13 protein-coding genes and 1 pseudogene are annotated in these 18,370 nt (G+C 44.0%); 7 read left to right on the plus strand and 7 right to left on the minus strand.

What is annotated here, in order from left to right; genetic code table 11:
- Positions 1-3,654 precede the first annotated feature (3,654 nt).
- Positions 3,655-4,374 (plus strand): annotated as a pseudogene (locus PPRES148_RS01800) (ParA family protein); the annotation flags it as partial.
- Positions 4,367-5,245, plus strand: a complete 879-nt coding sequence (locus tag PPRES148_RS01805) for a ParB/RepB/Spo0J family partition protein (protein WP_149452962.1) — start codon at positions 4,367-4,369, stop codon at positions 5,243-5,245. The pseudogene PPRES148_RS01800 and the gene PPRES148_RS01805, both read left to right, overlap by 8 nt.
- Before the next feature lie 771 nt (positions 5,246-6,016).
- On the opposite strand, the gene PPRES148_RS01810 is transcribed toward PPRES148_RS01805, so the two are convergent.
- Both PPRES148_RS01810 and PPRES148_RS01815 read right to left on the minus strand, forming a co-directional pair.
- The gene (locus tag PPRES148_RS01810) at positions 6,017-6,682 is read right to left on the minus strand and encodes a transposase (RefSeq protein WP_149452963.1); all 666 of its coding nucleotides are present in this window, start codon (positions 6,680-6,682) and stop codon (positions 6,017-6,019) included.
- Between the two features lie 47 nt (positions 6,683-6,729).
- Positions 6,730-7,686, minus strand: a complete 957-nt coding sequence (locus PPRES148_RS01815) for a hypothetical protein (protein WP_149452964.1) — start codon at positions 7,684-7,686, stop codon at positions 6,730-6,732.
- Positions 7,687-8,057: 371 nt separating this feature from the next.
- On the opposite strand from PPRES148_RS01815, the gene PPRES148_RS01820 reads away from it, so the two are divergent.
- Positions 8,058-8,798, plus strand: a complete 741-nt coding sequence (locus tag PPRES148_RS01820) for a hypothetical protein (RefSeq protein WP_149452965.1) — start codon at positions 8,058-8,060, stop codon at positions 8,796-8,798.
- A 371-nt stretch (positions 8,799-9,169) separates the two neighbouring features.
- Entirely contained in the window at positions 9,170-10,168 is a 999-nt protein-coding gene (locus tag PPRES148_RS01825) for a hypothetical protein (protein ID WP_149452966.1), read from the plus strand.
- A gap of 425 nt (positions 10,169-10,593) precedes the next feature.
- Here PPRES148_RS01825 and PPRES148_RS01830 read toward each other — a convergent pair whose 3' ends face one another.
- Together PPRES148_RS01830 and PPRES148_RS10480 are read right to left on the minus strand one after the other, a co-directional pair.
- The gene (locus tag PPRES148_RS01830; RefSeq protein ID WP_149452967.1) at positions 10,594-11,043 is read right to left on the minus strand and encodes a hypothetical protein; all 450 of its coding nucleotides are present in this window, start codon (positions 11,041-11,043) and stop codon (positions 10,594-10,596) included.
- 841 nt (positions 11,044-11,884) lie between these two features.
- Positions 11,885-12,040: a hypothetical protein gene (locus PPRES148_RS10480; RefSeq protein WP_187820377.1), complete on the minus strand. Its 156-nt coding sequence runs from the start codon at positions 12,038-12,040 to the stop codon at positions 11,885-11,887.
- Between the two features lie 63 nt (positions 12,041-12,103).
- Here PPRES148_RS10480 and PPRES148_RS10485 point away from each other — a divergent pair, with 63 nt between their 5' ends.
- Together PPRES148_RS10485 and PPRES148_RS01835 are read left to right on the plus strand one after the other, a co-directional pair.
- Positions 12,104-12,475: a hypothetical protein gene (locus PPRES148_RS10485; protein WP_187820378.1), complete on the plus strand. Its 372-nt coding sequence runs from the start codon at positions 12,104-12,106 to the stop codon at positions 12,473-12,475.
- Positions 12,476-13,528: 1,053 nt separating this feature from the next.
- Positions 13,529-14,734 (plus strand): ParM/StbA family protein, encoded by a 1,206-nt coding sequence (locus PPRES148_RS01835; RefSeq protein ID WP_149452968.1) that lies wholly within the window; start codon positions 13,529-13,531, stop codon positions 14,732-14,734.
- 41 nt (positions 14,735-14,775) lie between these two features.
- Here PPRES148_RS01835 and PPRES148_RS12180 read toward each other — a convergent pair whose 3' ends face one another.
- Positions 14,776-14,928 (minus strand): hypothetical protein, encoded by a 153-nt coding sequence (locus PPRES148_RS12180; protein WP_223127911.1) that lies wholly within the window; start codon positions 14,926-14,928, stop codon positions 14,776-14,778.
- 87 nt (positions 14,929-15,015) lie between these two features.
- Here PPRES148_RS12180 and PPRES148_RS01840 point away from each other — a divergent pair, with 87 nt between their 5' ends.
- Entirely contained in the window at positions 15,016-15,699 is a 684-nt protein-coding gene (locus PPRES148_RS01840) for a hypothetical protein (protein ID WP_149452969.1), read from the plus strand.
- 17 nt (positions 15,700-15,716) lie between these two features.
- Here the strand turns inward: PPRES148_RS01840 and rsmG are convergent, their stop codons facing one another.
- Positions 15,717-16,466 (minus strand): 16S rRNA (guanine(527)-N(7))-methyltransferase RsmG, encoded by a 750-nt coding sequence (gene rsmG, locus PPRES148_RS01845; RefSeq protein ID WP_149452970.1) that lies wholly within the window; start codon positions 16,464-16,466, stop codon positions 15,717-15,719.
- On the minus strand, positions 16,432-18,369 hold the full coding sequence (mnmG, locus tag PPRES148_RS01850; RefSeq protein ID WP_149454186.1) for a tRNA uridine-5-carboxymethylaminomethyl(34) synthesis enzyme MnmG: 1,938 nt from the start codon (positions 18,367-18,369) through the stop codon (positions 16,432-16,434). The genes rsmG and mnmG overlap by 35 nt, the downstream gene beginning before the upstream one ends.
- Between the last annotated feature and the right edge of the window lies 1 nt (position 18,370).

The raw sequence follows: 18,370 nt of genomic DNA on the forward strand, positions 1-18,370 counted from the left end.
TCATTTCAGTGGGCACAATGGTATTGGGTAGATGTAATATTTCATGTGAAACAAATGTGGTCATAAATCATATCCTAATACATACATAAAATATAGAAAAAATAACCAAATAGGAGATCGGAGAATTACTTTTTTACATATAAAATCAGAGAATATGTCCTGTAATGGATATTTTTTCAAATCTTATGTTTCACGTGAAACATATACAATTTTGGATAGGAAAATAATAATCGTATGGAATCACATATGCAGGTTCATAAAAATAAATATAATGGATCGTATGTGAAATCAATAAATTTTATATTAATTCATCAGAATATTGAAAAATATTATTTGGTTTTATTTTTGTGAGAGGGGGAATAGGGGAGGAGAATAATGAGTCTTTAGACTTTAATGGTTACAAGATCAAGGGTGTTTAGGGGAATGGATTCCCATCGTTTCAATGAATCCATGAAATCTATGAATAATGAATTACAAACCATTCGATTGAAAGTCATTTCAGTGGCTATATGAGGAAATCAGGGAATAGGTCCTGCAATGTATGACTTTTCTAATACCATGTTTCACGTGAAACATATCCATCCGCTTCGGGAGAGAGGGGTCTCCGGATTTCAATAGGTAAGGGGTAGGAGGTTCCTAATCTATAAATATTTCATGCAATTTTTTTTATAGTTTGGATCGCATATCCCATATGGTTTGACGTGTACCTTCCATTGAAGATGTGTTTCGCACCTCATAGTTGAATATATTTATTCTATAATAAGGGATGATATCTTCCGTGGGGACCCACCAAGAACATGGTGCTAACTACCTTCATTTTACAAAAATATTCATAAAAAATAATTTTTGTATAGATTAAAACATGTGCAAAGGGAATTTTCAGATCCTCATGGGGGTTGTCTAGAGGGATCGATTCCCACCGCCCCAACGGATCTATGGAACTCATGAATAATGAATTGTGAATCGTTACCCGTTCGTATAATGGGCTTGTCCCCTCATTTTCAATATATCTACCTAGAGTCGTTTGAATCGTTTGTACTACATCCCTTGTTTTATAGGACAAGTTATTATCAGTGAAAATAATAACCCTATCAAAGATATTGGGGGTGTTTGGAAATAAAAATGGGGGATCATTTGTAATTTGCTCATGCCGGATTTCTATTCCCTAGGGATGGTGGTTAGAAAATTATTTCCCGTTCGTGCCCCCGAGGGTGTGTGGGGAGAAACGGATTCTATTGAATTTGGACTGAATTATCGGACCTGGGTTTTTAGACCCGGGAACGAGGGTTGAATCATTGTTCAGTAGGTCGAATGGTTCATGATAGGGTCCTGTATTCCCATCCTCTCAGATTTGCGGTTGTAAGGAACAATGGGGAGAGCGTCTGGAAAAAGACAGGTCGAGAGATTCTTGTCCGGTGTGAATCAGGGAAATTAGCAGGGCGAACTATCTACTGTCCTGGCGACATTCAGTGCGCGGATGGAGGGACGATGATTTAAGCCCCCATAGGGTGAGAACTATGGCACGGACCCCGGGCTAAGGCTGGGGGTAAAAGGGCTAAGGATATACTAAGGCCTTCATGAACAGCAACTTATGATAGGGATAAAATCTTTGTAATGAGAGCAGGACGAGGGGGTTGAATGGCTTGGCTTGGGCCAGCTAATACACAATCCGGGATAAGGGGATGATCGTAAGTTTGGATCAGATAGCATTGAATCGGAATCAGGACAAAACACAGCAGGAAGGGATATGGAAAATGTAATACCAGATGGGTACTGAATGGACAAAATCCTATGGGACCATAAGAGATGCATAATGAGAGAGTAGTACGTATGGTGCTGTGAGAGGGTTGGCTGAGATGCCATCCTTCTACTCGACGTATACAGAAACAAGTAATATGAATAAGGGTAGAATGATATATAAAATATTATATAATTTATAAATAAAAACACATTCCCCTGTCGTTAGCCACACCCGTATTCCTTGGGCCCTCTCTATTTGGTGTTTGTGGGGTATAGGTAGGAGATGGTATTTCCAGAGTTTCACGTGAAACAATAGCTATTGGCGTTCAATAGAAGTAAACTAGTGTGGGGGTATATTTCCCCGCTATCATTCGTAATGAGCAGTTGGGTGTTTCCATGGAGTTGCTTTGGGAACTCTCAAGGGTTCATTGGGCTGAATAATTTCTAGGAATGGAGGGGGGAGATCCAAATGCCCAATACTAAGGTTATAGCCATTGCTAATCAAAAGGGGGGTGTGGGCGTGCGCCCGTGAGGTGCAGTGATTAGCCCCTAGAGGGGCCTAGGATTGGGGAGAAATTCTAGCAACCGACGGCTTACCGATGACGGAAACGTCCTACGGGAAAAAAGCATGCCGAAAAAACAATTGCCCAGTGAACTGATTTCTGCAATTGTTATGGTTGTAGATGGTAGGGTTAAGATAATATGTTCTGAAGTCGAGCTTCTTAGGCCCGGATCCCCCGGGGTATGTTCTGTAAGTAGGCATACGGATACCCCTGCAAGGCTCCTTGTCCACGGGCCCTTGCACTCCTCGTGGTGTCCCATCGCGTGCCTATAGGTACGTTGATAAAGGAGTGAATGACGACCTAATCCATCGTGAGATCATTGCATACAGAACGGGGACAACCTACGATGGATCCAGGAATCTCTTGGATTTATTAAGGTTGCGGACTTCCTATAGTAGTCAGAGCTAGGGAAAACCTAGTACGGGGCGAAGGGGAAGAGGGGGGATTGGTGGATGGATATAGACCGATCACTGCGTAGAGGCGGTGGCCTGAGGGTATATTTTTCATCAATTCTCCTGGAGAGCCGTATACGCTGAAAGGGTGCGACACGTTTCTGGGGAAGTCCTATTATGGGCGAATACAGACCATCCTGTAATCGGGGAAATGATACGTAGTTTTTGAAGCAGGGTGAGAACTGAACCGGTGAGTGGGACGGGGAAATGATCTTCCTGGACCCCCCTAATACTCCTGCATGCATAGGGATAACATGTGGTGAAATTATCTCGTGTATGAAGCCAGGTGAAGGCGGCTGAAAACGACCATGGCTGGTCTTTCTGTGGTAGTGGTTGTTGATAGGCCGGGGGGCCGATAGGATACCTAAGATGAGTATGTTGCTTGGTAAGCAACTGACAAAGAAATGAAGAAAAGGATCCAGAACATAATCAATCCGAAAGGATTGGGCTTAGATTATCTATTCTGAGAGGGGTTACTGCCGAGTACTTATCCTTTCGGGGAAAGGTGGGGGCACGGGGAATTCCGTGTTAGGACCAATGGATTCAGAATTTCCATCTAAGGGTATAAAGGAAGGCTAGCTGGTTCGGAACGTGGAAAGCAGGGAACCTTTCGGGCCCCTTATGAGGGGATCCCAACGTTCACCAGCGGAAAGGGTACTTGGTGACAAGTTTTATCACCTGTGAAAGCGGGGTCATAGTACCATTAGGATCATAGAGATCGAGGGATGGACCCCAGTCCAGATAGGAGTTGGTTCTGGAGGGAACGCCGTATGAAGAGAAATTTTCATGTACGGTGTGGGGCGGGGGAAAAGATGGAGGGAACGCCGAAATCTTACCTATCGCCATCGTATGTACGGTTCGGAGTGGGGGCTACGGTTTTATGAGATGGCCTACCCTACAAGACCACGACATCTGTTAATCTTGCGGCTGGTTTGGCACTTCTTGGCTGTAAGGTTCTCCTCGTTGATATTGATCCACAGGGGAATACAACGAGTGGATTGGGATGTGATAAGTCCTCAATTCAGCGTTGTATCTATAATGTACTGATTCATGAGGCCCCTTTGGAAACGGTGGTGTTCAAAACACATGTGGATAATCTTTTTCTGTTGCCAGCTACTCTGCAGTTGGCAGGTGTGGAAATTGAATTGGCCCAGGCCATTTCCCGTGAATTGCGTCTACAGAGAGCCTTGCAGGTATTGGACCCATCATTTGAATTTGTTATTATCGACTGTCCTCCCTCCCTTGGGATTATTACACTGAATGCCCTCACGGCTTCCCATTCTGTTCTAATACCCATTCAGTGTGAGTTTTATGCCCTGGAGGGTTTAGGACAGTTGTTGCATACAGTTCGTATTGTACAGCAACATCTAAATAAGTTTCTCGCCATTGAGGGTGTTCTGCTGACGATGTTTGATGCCCGTACGAATCTATCCACACAGGTGGCTGGTGAGGTTCGGAATCACTTTGTTGATAAGGTATATACAACAGTAATTCCTCGCAATATTCGTCTTTCGGAAGCACCTAGTCATGGTCAATCTGTTTTGCAATATGATGCGAAATCACGTGGCGCAGAGTGCTATCGTGAGTTGGCCAGGGAGGTAGTGAGGAATAATGGATAAAGGAAAAAATAAAAAAAGACAGTCTGCAGCATTGGGGAGGGGTTTGGATTCGTTATTGCCCAGTGAGGGGGAGAAAATTTTTTCAGTAGCCGTTGCAAATTTATGTCCTAATCCTTATCAACCGCGGACCCATTTTGATGAAGGACAGTTGGTGGAATTAGCAGAATCCATCCGAAAACATGGTATCCTCCAGCCATTGATTGTGCGTAAAAAATCTGTGGGTTATGAAATTGTAGCAGGGGAGCGTCGTTTCCGGGCAGCTAAAATGGCGGGTCTCGAAACGGTACCTGCAGTGGTAAGAATCTTGCATGAAGAGCAAATGATGGAAATAGCACTTATTGAGAATGTGCAGCGTGCCGATCTCAATCCAATAGAGGTAGCTCATGGTTATAGACTTTTAATGGAGAATTGTGGTTTGAAACAGGAAGAATTGGCTGAACGCACCGGTATGAGTCGTTCCCATGTGGCTAATACACTCCGTTTGCTTCAACTTCCAAAGGAAGTTCAGGGATATGTTTCCTCGGGTTCCCTGACTATGGGACACGCCAGGGCTATTCTGTCTGTAAGGGGAGAGGAGAAGCAGAGGGTTCTGGCCGAACGGGTGATGGACAAGGGAATTAGTGTTCGACAGCTAGAGAGTTTGATTCAGGGTCAGGTAGCTGGTGACCAGAGAACAGAAGGGGTTTTGGAAGAAAAATCTCCCCCCCTTCAGCTATCCTCCTATGAAAATTTTTTTCAAGATCTATGGGGGATACCGGTTCAACTGCGCTATAAGAAGACGAAAAAGAAAACAGGGGGGATTGATATTGTTTATCATTCGAAAGAGGAAATAGATAGAATTGTCGAGGATTTGAAGAAGAAATTGAGTTGATTTTGGTGAATAGGGACATCGAAAGAAATGTTCCCTATTCTTGGATTTGGGTTGGGCTTTGATTTTGAGATATGGGTTGGAACCTCCCGGATTCAGGGTTTCAATGGGTCCTTGAGGTTGTGCATCCCGAATTTGGTGTTCGGGGGTCCTTTTGGGCCCTTTTTTTCCTCCCCGTGCCTCTGGGGACTCGTCTCTAGATCTGTTTTTCGTTGATTATTTTAATATAGTATTTAATAAAATATGAAGTGAATCTAAGTACCCTATAGATCTATTCTACTTTATTGTTTTTCTTCCACATAGGCTCTCCCTGTTGGAACCTGTTTTGGCGGTTCAACCCCCGGTTTTGGGTCCACCACGGTCCAATAGTTCAACATCTTCCCTGTGGGGGTGCGGAGCAGGATCAATCCCCATTTTTTATATAGTAACTGGTGCTGGTGCTGGAATTAAAAGTCAGTTGATTTGGTTTTTTCCGATATTAATTATATTTCAAAATGATATATATTGATTGCTAACAGTTAATGAATTACTTCTGTATAATATGTATGGATAATTTGTAATGTAAATAAAAAATTGAATAGTATGAATGTTTTGGACTGGATATGTGTGAAACGTAACGATTATGGTTGGATTTCTACTATAACCATGGAAACTCGGTTTTTGAACCCATGATCGCGGAAATGAATGCCCTATTCCGCACACCTTGGCACGCCAAATAGACCGGCCTATAGTTCCGATTATTTTATGAATTTTTGAAATTATTAGATATGCTCATCACGATATGGCTTCTCTCCTTCTTATTCTTATAAATTTTACTATATATTCGGAGACTTGAGATGTGTTATACGCTACACACTTTGCGAACATTGTCAACCTAGCTCTTCGTTCACCACGCACCTTAAGTCGGCGAGCTCCGTAAGCATTTTTTAGTGCGGAGCAAACGCCCTCAATGGCCGCACGACTGTTCCCTGCTTCCCTATATTTTGTCTCCTCCAATTGATCTCTTTGCTCCGCCGCCGAGTACGTTCGGTCGGTTAATCTTATGGTTCTTCCCCCTGTTTTGTTGAGTTTGCCAATGCACTGATCCGCAAAGGGGCACTTCTTGCAATCCTCCCCGTTGAAATAAGCCACACTGGTCCCGCTCCCTGGTTTTCTCCCTGGTTTGTACTGGCTGTTCTCGGGTTCCTTGTTTGCCACGCACCGTGTAATTTCCTTTGTTCTTTTGTCTCGCACAAACGTGCTTGCCCTCAATTTATCGGGGTTCCCCCTTCGGCCCGTCATATTGGTGAAGCATAGCGAAATACCCTTTGATTGGGCAAGTTCGCTTATCTCATGGCTGTAGTACCCCCCATCGGCACACAACCGCATTCCATCATGGGGAACCCATGTTTCTATGTACTCCTTCGCAAAGGCCGTATCTGGATGAAGGGAACCTTTCATATCAAAGAAGGAAATTAGGCTTACTCCCTTCTCTCCATCACGATCCTCTACGATTTGTCCGGAATATCCCCCTGTTTGTTCTTCTTCCTGTACTGAGCATCAGGATCATAAGGGCTTTGTAGACTACCAGAACGCACCTTGGAGAGCATCCTGAGATTTCCTTGTTCATCCTCCTCAGTTTGTTCCCAGATCACCCTTTCCAGCAATGCATACTCCTTGGTTGATCTGATGTTGTCATAGTGGGAGACCTGTTCCCTTACAGCCAAGCAAACCCCAATTAGCTCTGCAGTCCTATGATCCCTTGCTGTTGCCCCTTTTTTGGGGGGAAGGGGAGGCTGATAGCCCAATGATTGCCGACTATCGATGTCTGTTAGTTTACACCCCTTCTCCAGAAAAACCCCCCACTCCGCGGGGAGGGGAATCAGGAGTTCAGCCGAGATACAAACCACATTTTTCGCCACCAGATAGATCACGTCATTACGGGTCAATTTCCTTATGTTGCTGTTGATTAGCGTGCTATCCATTCTACGGCAGGTGGATGTCATACCTACTATTGACTTTTGGAAGGTGGTGAAGTGCTGAAAGGAGTCCCGTGTAACATTGCATTTTGTTTTCTCCTCGTATGCCAACAACCGTTTTCTGCCTTCGTATAATGTTCTCCTACCTATAAGGGGCTTTCCTTTTTTGCCCCCCAGAGCTTCAAAGAACACTCCTTCCCGTGGAATACGTTCGATCAATTCCCTGTCTGTCCACCCAAAGGTTTCTTTAATGGACTCCAGGATTATGGTAAAAAGGATATCCTTGCAGGGTTGACCGATAGTATTATGATAATCGGCATATGTTTCCTTGTACCATGAAGCATGTTTCTCATAATACTCGCAAAGGGTTGCAAGTTTAATTTCTTCCTTGGTGGAACACCAGCGCCACTTATCCGCGAAGCATTCAATCCATTCCTCTACCCCTTCCAAGTTCGACTGTTCTATGGTACAATACCCTGAGACCATCTGTTATCAACCTCCCTTTATAGTGGGTATAAAGAGGATTGTATAGGAATAACAGATGGTCTTCAAGTTTCTTTGAGGGTATTTTTCAGGTAATACATATAAAGTTGTTTCGAATGTACGTAAGGAAGGTAGGGTCATATCCTATTTTGACTATATATTCGGAATATTATTATAATATCGGTAACCTAACCATAATTATGGAACCGAGCTTCTATAGATAGTATGGTTTCATAAAAGTTTATGTAGTTATTTTTATGAATCCGCAAAAGCCCACTTTCCATTTTTATTCGAACCTCAGGAAACAATTGTGAACCTTTTTAACGGCACCAGCACCATGGATAGAAACAAGGAAAATTGATGCATCAGCTGATATGGTTGACAACTCGCGTGATAAAATGGTGGAATTGGCGGGCCTTATCGACGGGAATTTGAGGGTAAGCAAAAAGATTGCCTATGGTGTACAAATGAAAATCAAGGAAGATGCTCCAGATGATATGAAGGGGTCAGTGAAAGAGGCTTGGGGGGATTTGTCTACACGAATTTTGTCTTACGACCTTCATAAAGGGGGTGTAAAAGTAGGGGATATTGTTAAGATACCCCCTATGAAGGGGGCTCGCGAAGCAGGTCAGGAAAGTCGTCGCAGTAGGGGAATTGACCCGGCTCAACAAGGTTCGTCGACAGATTCTTCGGAGGAGCGACCGTTTATCGCCTTAGCTGAAATTTTGCAGGAAAATGGTCAGAAAAGGCTTTATTTTTTCAGGGAAGATGGGGGGTTTGAGTTTACCGAGGGGGACCAGAACGGGGAAGGTATCATCCGGGCGAAGAGGAACATAATAGGGGATGCCATCGAGGATGTCTGGGATTTTTTCACTGATGATATCACTTGTAGTGATGTGTGCGGTTATTTACTGAATTTTCTTTGTGATGGATCTGGCTTTGCATTTCTTAAAGTAATACCGCGTTGTACGAGGTTTTGTTGGGCCACATGGGGTCTTGCGGTACCAGCAGCTATTTGTTACACTGCGTGTGCTACAATACACTTCGCGGTATGTTGGCGGTTGTCCAAAACTACATGTACCCACGGATGTTGGAGAGCCGGGTATTCCAGGTGATTCAAAAGATTACAAATTAACCGCGGGCGAATGTGTAGTACCCGTGGTTTTTTATTCATAGATTACCCTTACAGGGCTGGGTTCAAAGGTCCCTTTTGCTTCCCTTAGACTTTTCCATGGCTATAGACTTATCATTTTCGGGGCCTATGTGCTTCGAAATGGTAAGATGAATATGACAGTCAATTCGATCCCCAAATTATGTATTGACGTGAATTTTTTACTTACTATGGGCGGTTATTATAGCACTCCTGATAGTATAAAGTTTTGATCGGGAGGGTACGTATTTCCGATTCATGCCAATTTTTTTAATTTCTTAATAAATCATGTGATATGGTAAACATCAAGTGAATTATAAAAAGGGTGTGACCGGAATGCAACAGAACCCCCCCGAGTTTCCTTGCGGGGAACCAGGGTCCCCACATATACGCCGCACCGTATTGAGATTTGGTTTTTTGGCTTTATTGTTTCATATTATGATGCTTCTACATATTAGCCTTTACGGGATACGTTTTGGATCCTTTCTATCCCCCTTCTCTCCCCATTTTGGTGCTTTGGATTGGAGCCTCTTATTGTTTATTTTTATGATTGTCATTCATGTGTTGCCATTAGGGGGGGTCATCCGAAGTTATCTCCTGTATATATGCACCAGGGTTGATTTCATACGCACACACAGATTGAAATGCTTACAGATAGCGCAGAGGAGGGGCGTAACTAAGCTACAGTGGTATGTGATTTCATGGGCTGGTTTCATCTGGTTTTTGGTAACTATGGCTTTTTCCGCATGGGTGCAGAAATCACTCATTGTATTAACCTTAGGGATTGTGGGTTGGTGGGGCAGTTTTCATTGGCAAATCCTTCGTGAACGTCGTTGGTGCGTTGGGGAAATTGAGGAAGAGGTGGATATTCGCTCTTTCACTGGAACTAGTATCGCCTTCCTACTTCTGTATATAATCCCCATATACTGGTATATGTATCGGGATGATATGTCGTATCAAATGTTCTTGGGTTTTGTTGCGCTTGCATATTCCCTCAGGGTATTTCCCACTTGGGCCCATTTCCTACTTGGTAAAAGGCCCTTTCTTCTTAGGTCCTTCGTTGATAAGGAGGAGGGCCTAGAATTTTCTTCCACCTCGTTATTTTATGATAATTTTGGGAGAGGGCACCTCATTGCTGACATACGAAAAAGAAAAGAGTTTTTTTTAAAAAAATATAAATTTTTATTCATATTATTTTTTTCTGCGATAGGGGTCATTGCCGTGCTTTTCATAGTAGAGGATATTATGGATTGGTTCCGATGGCCCTTGGCCAAACTTCGGACCCCAAATATCCTTGAGCAGTTTTTTCTTACTCTGAATGTAAGGATGAAGTAAGGCTCCTTTCCCCCATAAAGAAATGCGAGGGAGTTTCCCCCAAGGGGCTAAAAATTAGGACCTCAAATTCCCCCTGGAGAATATACACACCCGCTTGGATGTTGTCATCCCGTCGGTGTATGGAAAGTTGCTTGGAGAGGGAAAGTGTTTCATATTCCTATAGCCTTATTCCAGGGATGGGTTTCAATATCCCTATTTTGGGATTAACTGATCCCTTAATTTTTATTTTAATGGTTTGTCTTACCTATCTTATAGAATCATACCTCATAGGATTTTCTCATCCTGCCTTTTCCCAGGGATCTTCCTCCCATTGTTCTTTACAACAGAGTTCTTAGGTAGCTTGGGGTCTGTATATCATCTGCCAATTTCGGAGAGCCTCCTATTCCACGGACACAACATGACACACAAAACCAGGGTTTGAACCGCTATGATAACTTCACGATATTCATGGTACTTCCTGATACGGTTACTGAACTCGGACCCATGTTCACCACGCGTAGGGAATCAAAGGAAGGACCAGTGGAAGAGTCAAGGATGGCCGGGGCCGCTAGAAAACCCTCAATGAAATTTCTCGTGATAGTCTCCCCATTGAGTTGCATTTCTAAATTAGATGGACCCAGTAGGAACGTGGTAAGGGTTGCTTCGTAGGTACTCTGGGGTGCTAAGGAAAAAACATCGGAAGGGACACTTATAGTAATAGCAGAACCATTGGAAGTGGAAACAAAGTCAAAGGTCATAGCTCCCCCTATGGATAAACTTAGCAAACCACTTTGTATAGCATACATATTATTTGTGGTGGGAATAGAAGGGGGAAAGGTAACACCCGGGATACAGCAGGGGAAGAAACAACAATTTGCTAGAAAAAAACATTCCATCTTTATTTCCTCCACAGGTATCGTCTGTATATTTTATATATACGTATTATTTAATATATAATACATTTTTTAGTTATCAATACATAATATAAAAAATATGATAAAATGTTTGTGCAATGTGGACAATAAGAAATAAAATGTGTTCAATTCAGATAATGAAAAATTATGAATCATTAACAAATAGTTAGGATAATTACTTTTATATAAAATTGCAAGGATATAAAAGGATATAAAAATGCAGTGGGGAATACGAATAGGTGGCCTGTTGTAGGTGTAGATCCTTGGGTAAGGTTTTCGGTGGCTTCTCCCCCCCTTTAGGGATCAAATTTATATTTATAATATTTTTATTTTATTACTAAGATAAAAAAGTGCATTTGGGAGTCTGGCCCTATTCTCCTCCTTTCGCGTAGTCACGATTCACTGATCCTGCCTTGATTTGTAAAAAATGGTAGAACATTTCTGTTTTCTTCCTCTTGACATTATTTTATAATATTACGTAAAAAATTATGTATATATGGGGTAGATTCTCGCTTCACGATACTTGATATTTCTTGATCATTTTCCTACTTGGCGGAAAAAAATGGGGAATGATCTCCTGGGGACAAGTTATAAAAATTGGGGGTATCCATCGAACAGGCTATTCAAACGGTTGGGGAGCTAGCTCTGTACGATAAAAACGGAAGGAATTTCAGGGGCTTGGACGTGGTTGGCTAGCCCAGGAGAGAGATGAGTATCTGGGAGATCAGAGGAACGATGGAGGACGCTGCAAAATCACCGGAGATGGCTATAGAAAGCATACCCTATCTACCCATAGGGTCCCATTATCTTTCCGATTCCACGGTTACGGAGCACCAATTTCCCGTCGGTTCTGGCCGGTCTCTACTTCCATTTTGAACCCCTCCCTGTTGAAAAAAGCTTGTTCCCTTCGGGACAGACGATGTATCGTTGTGGGGAGGGATCGTCCCGGCAAGGCAAGGCAAACGAAGTAGGTACTCACGGAGGGGATTCCCCCTTCCCCAACGTCTTATGTGTTTTTCCATCATAGGGTAGGGCCGCTTGAATGCGTGGAATCTTCGTCTCCTGCAAGGGCCGGATACCCCACCATTCATACTGCGAGGGTACCTACCTGGGGATTCATGGCGGCCGAGGGAAAAGTAGTTCTTTCCATGTTGGTATAGGATGCGGATGGGATGGTACTTGGGATCTTTTTTATGTTGGATACCTCTCTTCCGAAACGTTGGATATCTGGGATCATGTTTTCAAAAATATTTGCCCACGGGGCTTTATGATCGGTTCTCCGGATTGTCATCGACGCTCATCTTGGTTCCACAGGACAGCCATTCGTACCCATGGTTCCCTATGGATGGGCAACGGAGTTCATTCTGGACCAGCCCACGTACAATTCCGAAGCAAAGAGATGATCATGAGTTAGATACGATGGGTCTAACTGGACGCACAATCTGATAAGGAGCAAGTTGGACCGGGTACCATTGGCTCGAAACTCGGATTGAACACAGCAGAGGAAGGTACAAAGAACGCAACACCAGACTGGGGTTTTGAATGGGTAAAATCCCATAGGACCATAGAAACCACATAATGCGGGGGGGTAGTACATGTGGTTCTGTGAGAGAGTTGGCTGAGATGTCAGCCCTACTCGACGAAGAGTTAATTTTGTTTATACAGACTATAGGACACACAACCCGATGAAAAGTTCAGCTCTCCCTCTAGAAAAATCCATTGGTGGAAAAGTCCTCCTAGGTATTTTTTATTTATGAATTACCTTTTTAATTAATATTTTCAAAATAATATACTTGTTGTATACATAATAATGAACATGGTTGCCCAATTTTATGGTGCTTGTCCTTATCTATCAAGCCATATTGTATATTTTTATTTTTTAAAATTTTTTTGTTAATTCTTTTTATTTTCTTATTTTTTCTTACCCCTTGTCTGCAGTTATCATAATATTTTATTTCAACAATATATAAATTTTATAAATTATATTATAAATTGTTATTAATTTATAATATAATTTTAATTATCAATTGAATCGAATATAATTAATATATTGTGTGAATTGTGTTATAATATTTTGAATAAAAGAAAGGTATGCAATCAAATAATAATTGAGTAATTATAGAACTAATACCGATGTTTTAAAAAATTATAAACGGAAAAATTTTGCAACTTATCCAAAATTCCGCTTAGTTGATTAATTATTCATAATATTCCATAAGGAAACCTGTGAAAAAAAACACCTCTATTGACCCCCATGACTGTAGGTTGATAGAATTAAGGGGAGGCTATGTGGGACGAGTTCAGCACTGCAGAGATCCTTTATCTTTTTGGATAACCCTAAAAATGCGAAACATCGTTTGATCCCCTACACCTAAAAATGGGCCCATCCAGCGAAGTAGCCATAATGGGTAATTCCCATTCCCATGAAACGGGATCCAACATCAAACTCCGCAGGAGGTAATAGAAAGTGGCAAAAACACCAATCTACATTGGCAATGACATAGGCTATTATGGTACTAAAGTCGTCAGCCAACGTGGCGGTAAGTTTTTCAAGCTCTTTGTGCGCAATATGGTTGTTCCTAACCGCGTTGGCGAGATTACGTATAACAATGACTCACACAACATCATTTACAGGGAGGATGAAAGCGACAGGGAATGGTTTTGTGGTAAATTGGCCGTTGAGCAATCCGGTGATGATGAGCTCTTTGATTCCCATAAACGTCGTCTTTTCAGTCCCACCTGGTTCCGTGAACAGGAATACCTCATTATGTTTCGTGTGAGTACGGGTTTGATGCTACAGGAGGATGATGAACCCATACTTTCCGTGGCCCTTCCTACCGACCACTATATTGACTACAGGGAGGAAATCAGGAGGCGTCTCATCGGTTCCCATTCCTTCGAGGTAAAACAGGGCAACCTACCCTTCCGCCGCATCCATTTCGAAATCAAACCCGAAAACCTTTATGTCATCAGTCAACCCATGGCCACGTTGTTCCATATTGCTCTAGACCGGGACGGAAAGCTCCTGAATGAGGACCTTTTCATCCAAAAGGTAAGCATCAACGACTTGGGCTTTGGAACATCGGACGTGGAAACACTACATGGGGAAACCATTATCAAACGGCAAAGCTTCACCTCACGTTATGCTATGCTCAGTGTGTACCAGCGTCTTGCAAAACGGTTGCTGGAATTCACGATGCAGGTTGATCCTGACAAGAATGGTAAGGAATATCCTATCTGGAGCCTCCCACGTATCGTTCGTTCAGGGGAGATTAGCTTCAAGGGTACCACCCATGATGTTAGCGATCTCATCAATACGTGCATACAGGAAGTGGGGAACTCCCTTATCGACGAGGTGTGGAAGAGACTCGACTATGGGGATGATATCGCCTATATTATTCTGACGGGAGGTGCCTCCATTCCTTTCAAACGATTCTATCGTGAACGATTTCGTGAAAAGTTGATTTATGCCGAGGACTACGGTATCGAGGCACAGTTTGCCAACAGTTTTGGCCTATGTAAATTTGCCCAATCTAAGGCCAAGAGTAGGGAAGAGCAAGAAAAATCGTCTGATATAGGTGCATCAATCCCAATACAGCAACAATTTCACATACCGGATGCTACTTATGATGCCTCTACCACCCCAAGCAAGGGGGAAATGAAAGAAACATGATCCCCTCTGATATCCCAATGTGACGTAGTCCCATAACAAAATCACATGGAGGCAGCTACGCGTCTTGATCTGTCCCCCGTGTGGTAGGGGGGAACAAAGAGAGAAGGAAAGGCAACGTCCGTATCGTTAGGTCGCCGTATCGTCGATGCAGAAAATAACCTATGGAACCATAAACTTCCTGGGAATGGGGACACGGTTTGAACCCTTCTTGTAATGAACAGATAAAAGGAGGGGGGTCCGTTTTTATAACCGTATAGCGAAAAATTATTGTAGGTGGGGAGGTGGACACTATCGTTCAAAGATTGCGAGCCCGCCATTATCGCCATCATCATTGGGTTCCTATGGTTTCCCCATCACAGTTTCCGTCGTCCTCCGCACAGGGGATACAACAGCAGATGCATCATCAAAATCCTGAACCGTATTCGATTGCTATTTACTATCCCGAACCCTTTCCTCCCTCCTCCTATGAGAACTCTCGGATGCCAGATCATGAGTACCATGATTCGGTGGAATCCATCCATCTCCGACCCTTTCCGCCTGTGCCCGTGGCTCCATCATCCCCTTCTCATTCTCCCCCCCCTCAGGAACCACGTCGTTCCTTCCTCCGTCATCTACGAAGTCGAAGGCGGAGCCACATACAGAGGCAACAGATGTTACGACAGGCTGTGAATCCCGTATCTGTGCAGTCCCGGGAGAGCTGCTCATCGTCCTCTAAGGATCATCGTTATTGGGTGGATTCATCTGTTTTGAGGGACCCAAAGCAAACTACTCCCCCCACCCGTTGGGAGTTCAATCTTCCATCCAGTCTGAAGAAGGAGAATGTCCCCTTGAAAAGCGCCCTTTCAGACAGCCCAACCCAAGAGGATAACGGTGGTGTGCCTGTCGATCCTCGTGACCTCAACCAGGAACAACGACGTGCTATCGCTGAAAGAGAACTCAGCAACCTCATCAACAGTTTAGGATGAAATAAAAAAATATCCAGTTACACCAAGGGGTGCCGTGTGGGTACACCCACGGCACGGGGATAGTCAGAAGGGGTCACCCCTTCTTTTTTGATTGTGAATAGGGTCCTTTCTCCGTGGTTATGTGGAAGGGAAAATTGCAATTGATCCCCCCAGTTTCCCCCCAATCTCCATAAAACGGATTCCACGGCTTTCAACTCCATGGCAGGGGGGGGAGGTCCCTTCATGATAACAAAAATTCCCCCCCGTCGAACAAAGGGTAGGGTATATTCCAGTAGAACAGGCAGGGGAGCCAATGCTCGGGCTACTACCATGTCAAAGGCTTCCCTCAGGGAGGGGTTATGTGCTAACTTCTCGGCGCGGCCAACCAAACACTCCACACGTGATAAAGCAAGTTGTTGGCAAACCGTTTGTAGAAAGGAAACTTTTTTGCTTCGTGCATCCATTGTGGTTACACGCAGATCAGGGGAAACAATTTTAATAGGAATCGATGGGAAACCAGCTCCACTACCTACATCTAGTAGGTTTTTTATTTTGTCGTTTTTGAGGGGTTGTAACTGACAAAGGGCAAGAGAATCATAAAAATGCTTACTATACATACCCTCATCATCCAGAATGCGTGTTAAATTGCAACGTTTATTTCCTTCTCTTATCAAATCGGCATAGGCAGCAAATTGGGACAAATCTTTATCTGATAGTTTCAGACCTATTCTTTTACACCAATTGCGGAATTCTTCATGAACCGGTAGTTTCTGCCCTCCGGGGTTCACTTTTCCCTTTCACCCCCAGTTTTCGTTGTGCAGCCAAATGAATCATCAGTACTGAGAGATCAGCAGGTGTTACCCCGGCGATTCGGGCTGCTTGACCTAATGAACGGGGTTGAATCGCCGACAATTTTTCACGCGCCTCCATGGACAATCCCTTGAGAGCATGATAATCCGTGGAAACCGGCAGGGGTTGTTTCTCCATACGCTGCATTTTAGCAGCCTGACTCTTTGCACGTTTGATATATCCATCGTACTTGATTGCTATTTCCACGGCTTCAGCAACCTCCTCCGTTACCCCTTCCCCCGGCTCAGAGGAACCTAACCTGGCTACATCACCATATTGGAGGCCAGGACGACGGAGCAGATGTGCTAGGGACGTTGGCTGTGTAAGTGACGTGGTCCCCAATGAATCCAATATTCTTTGCATCTTTTCTGTGGCCTGTAGGATTGTTTCCTGCAGTCGGGTGTGTTCGGCCATGATCGCATCCCGTTTCTTCGCAAACGCCCTATATCTTTCCTCACCAACCAAGCCCAAGCGGTATCCCCATTCCGTCAGACGCAAATCCGCATTGTCATGTCGTAACAATAAACGATATTCCGCCCGTGACGTCAACAATCGATAGGGCTCTGCTGTTCCCTTTGTTACCAAATCGTCAATCATTACACCAATATAAGCCTGTGAGCGTGCCAGTACCTGCATCTTCTCGCCACGTGCCAAACGTCCCGCGTTGAGACCTGCCAGAACCCCTTGTCCCGCTGCCTCCTCATATCCAGAGGTTCCATTGATTTGACCAGCAGTAAATAGCCTCTTCACACATTTTGTTTCCAGTGTGGGCCATAACTGTGTAGGTACAATGACATCATATTCGATCGCATATCCAGTACGAATCATCTCCGCTTGTTCCATCCCGGGGAGCGTTCGTAGAATGCGTAATTGTACATCTTCGGGTAGGCTAGTGGATAAACCCTGAACGTAAATTTCTGATGTTGCTCGACCTTCCGGCTCCAGAAAAATCTGATGGCGGTCCTTATCTGCAAACCGAACGATCTTGTCCTCAATAGAAGGGCAATACCTTGGCCCCACCGCGTTCACTAGACCTGAAAACATGGGCGCACGATGGAGATTCTCCTGGATGCATTGGTGGGTGGTGGCATTGGTATAGGTTAGAAAACAAGGCATTTGCGCAGGATCATCCAAAAACTGTTGTGCTGGTGTCCTATAGGAAAAGAAACGTGGTGTTGGATCACCCTCTTGCCTCTCCATTACCTTTGTATTTACTGTTCTAGCATCCACCCGTGGCGGTGTACCCGTTTTGAAACGAACCAATGAAAAACCCAGCGATTGCAATGAGGCGCTAAGTGCTAGAGAAGGACGTTGGTTATTTGGACCGCTCCCGTAGGATAAATCACCTATAATGACCCGACCACGTAGGTATGTACCTGTAGTGAGGATCACTGCCTGGGAATAATAATTCACCTTTGTTTCCGTGCGTACGCCTCGACAGACACCCTCCTGAACGATGAGCTCATCTACCATGGCCTGACGTAATACTATATTTTCCTCTTCCTCCAACAAACGGCGCATCATTCGCTGATAACGTTCTTTATCTGCTTGGGCTCTGAGGGAAAAAACAGCGGCTCCCTTGCTTGCATTAAGCATTCGCATTTGTAGATAAGTTTGATCTGTCACATGACCCATAGCCCCGTCTAGGGCATCGATTTCTCGTACAACGTGACCCTTGGCGGGTCCGCCAATCGAGGGATTGCAGGGCATATAGGCCACATGATCTAGACTCAGGGTCAAAACGAGTGTACGACAACCCATACGGGCAGCTGCTAAGGCTGATTCACAACCCGCGTGCCCAGCGCCCACGACAATTACATCATACACAGTGATCACCTCCATA

It is taken from the genome of Pasteuria penetrans, from assembly GCF_900538055.1.
Classification (GTDB): Bacteria; Bacillota; Bacilli; order Thermoactinomycetales; family Thermoactinomycetaceae; genus Pasteuria; species Pasteuria penetrans.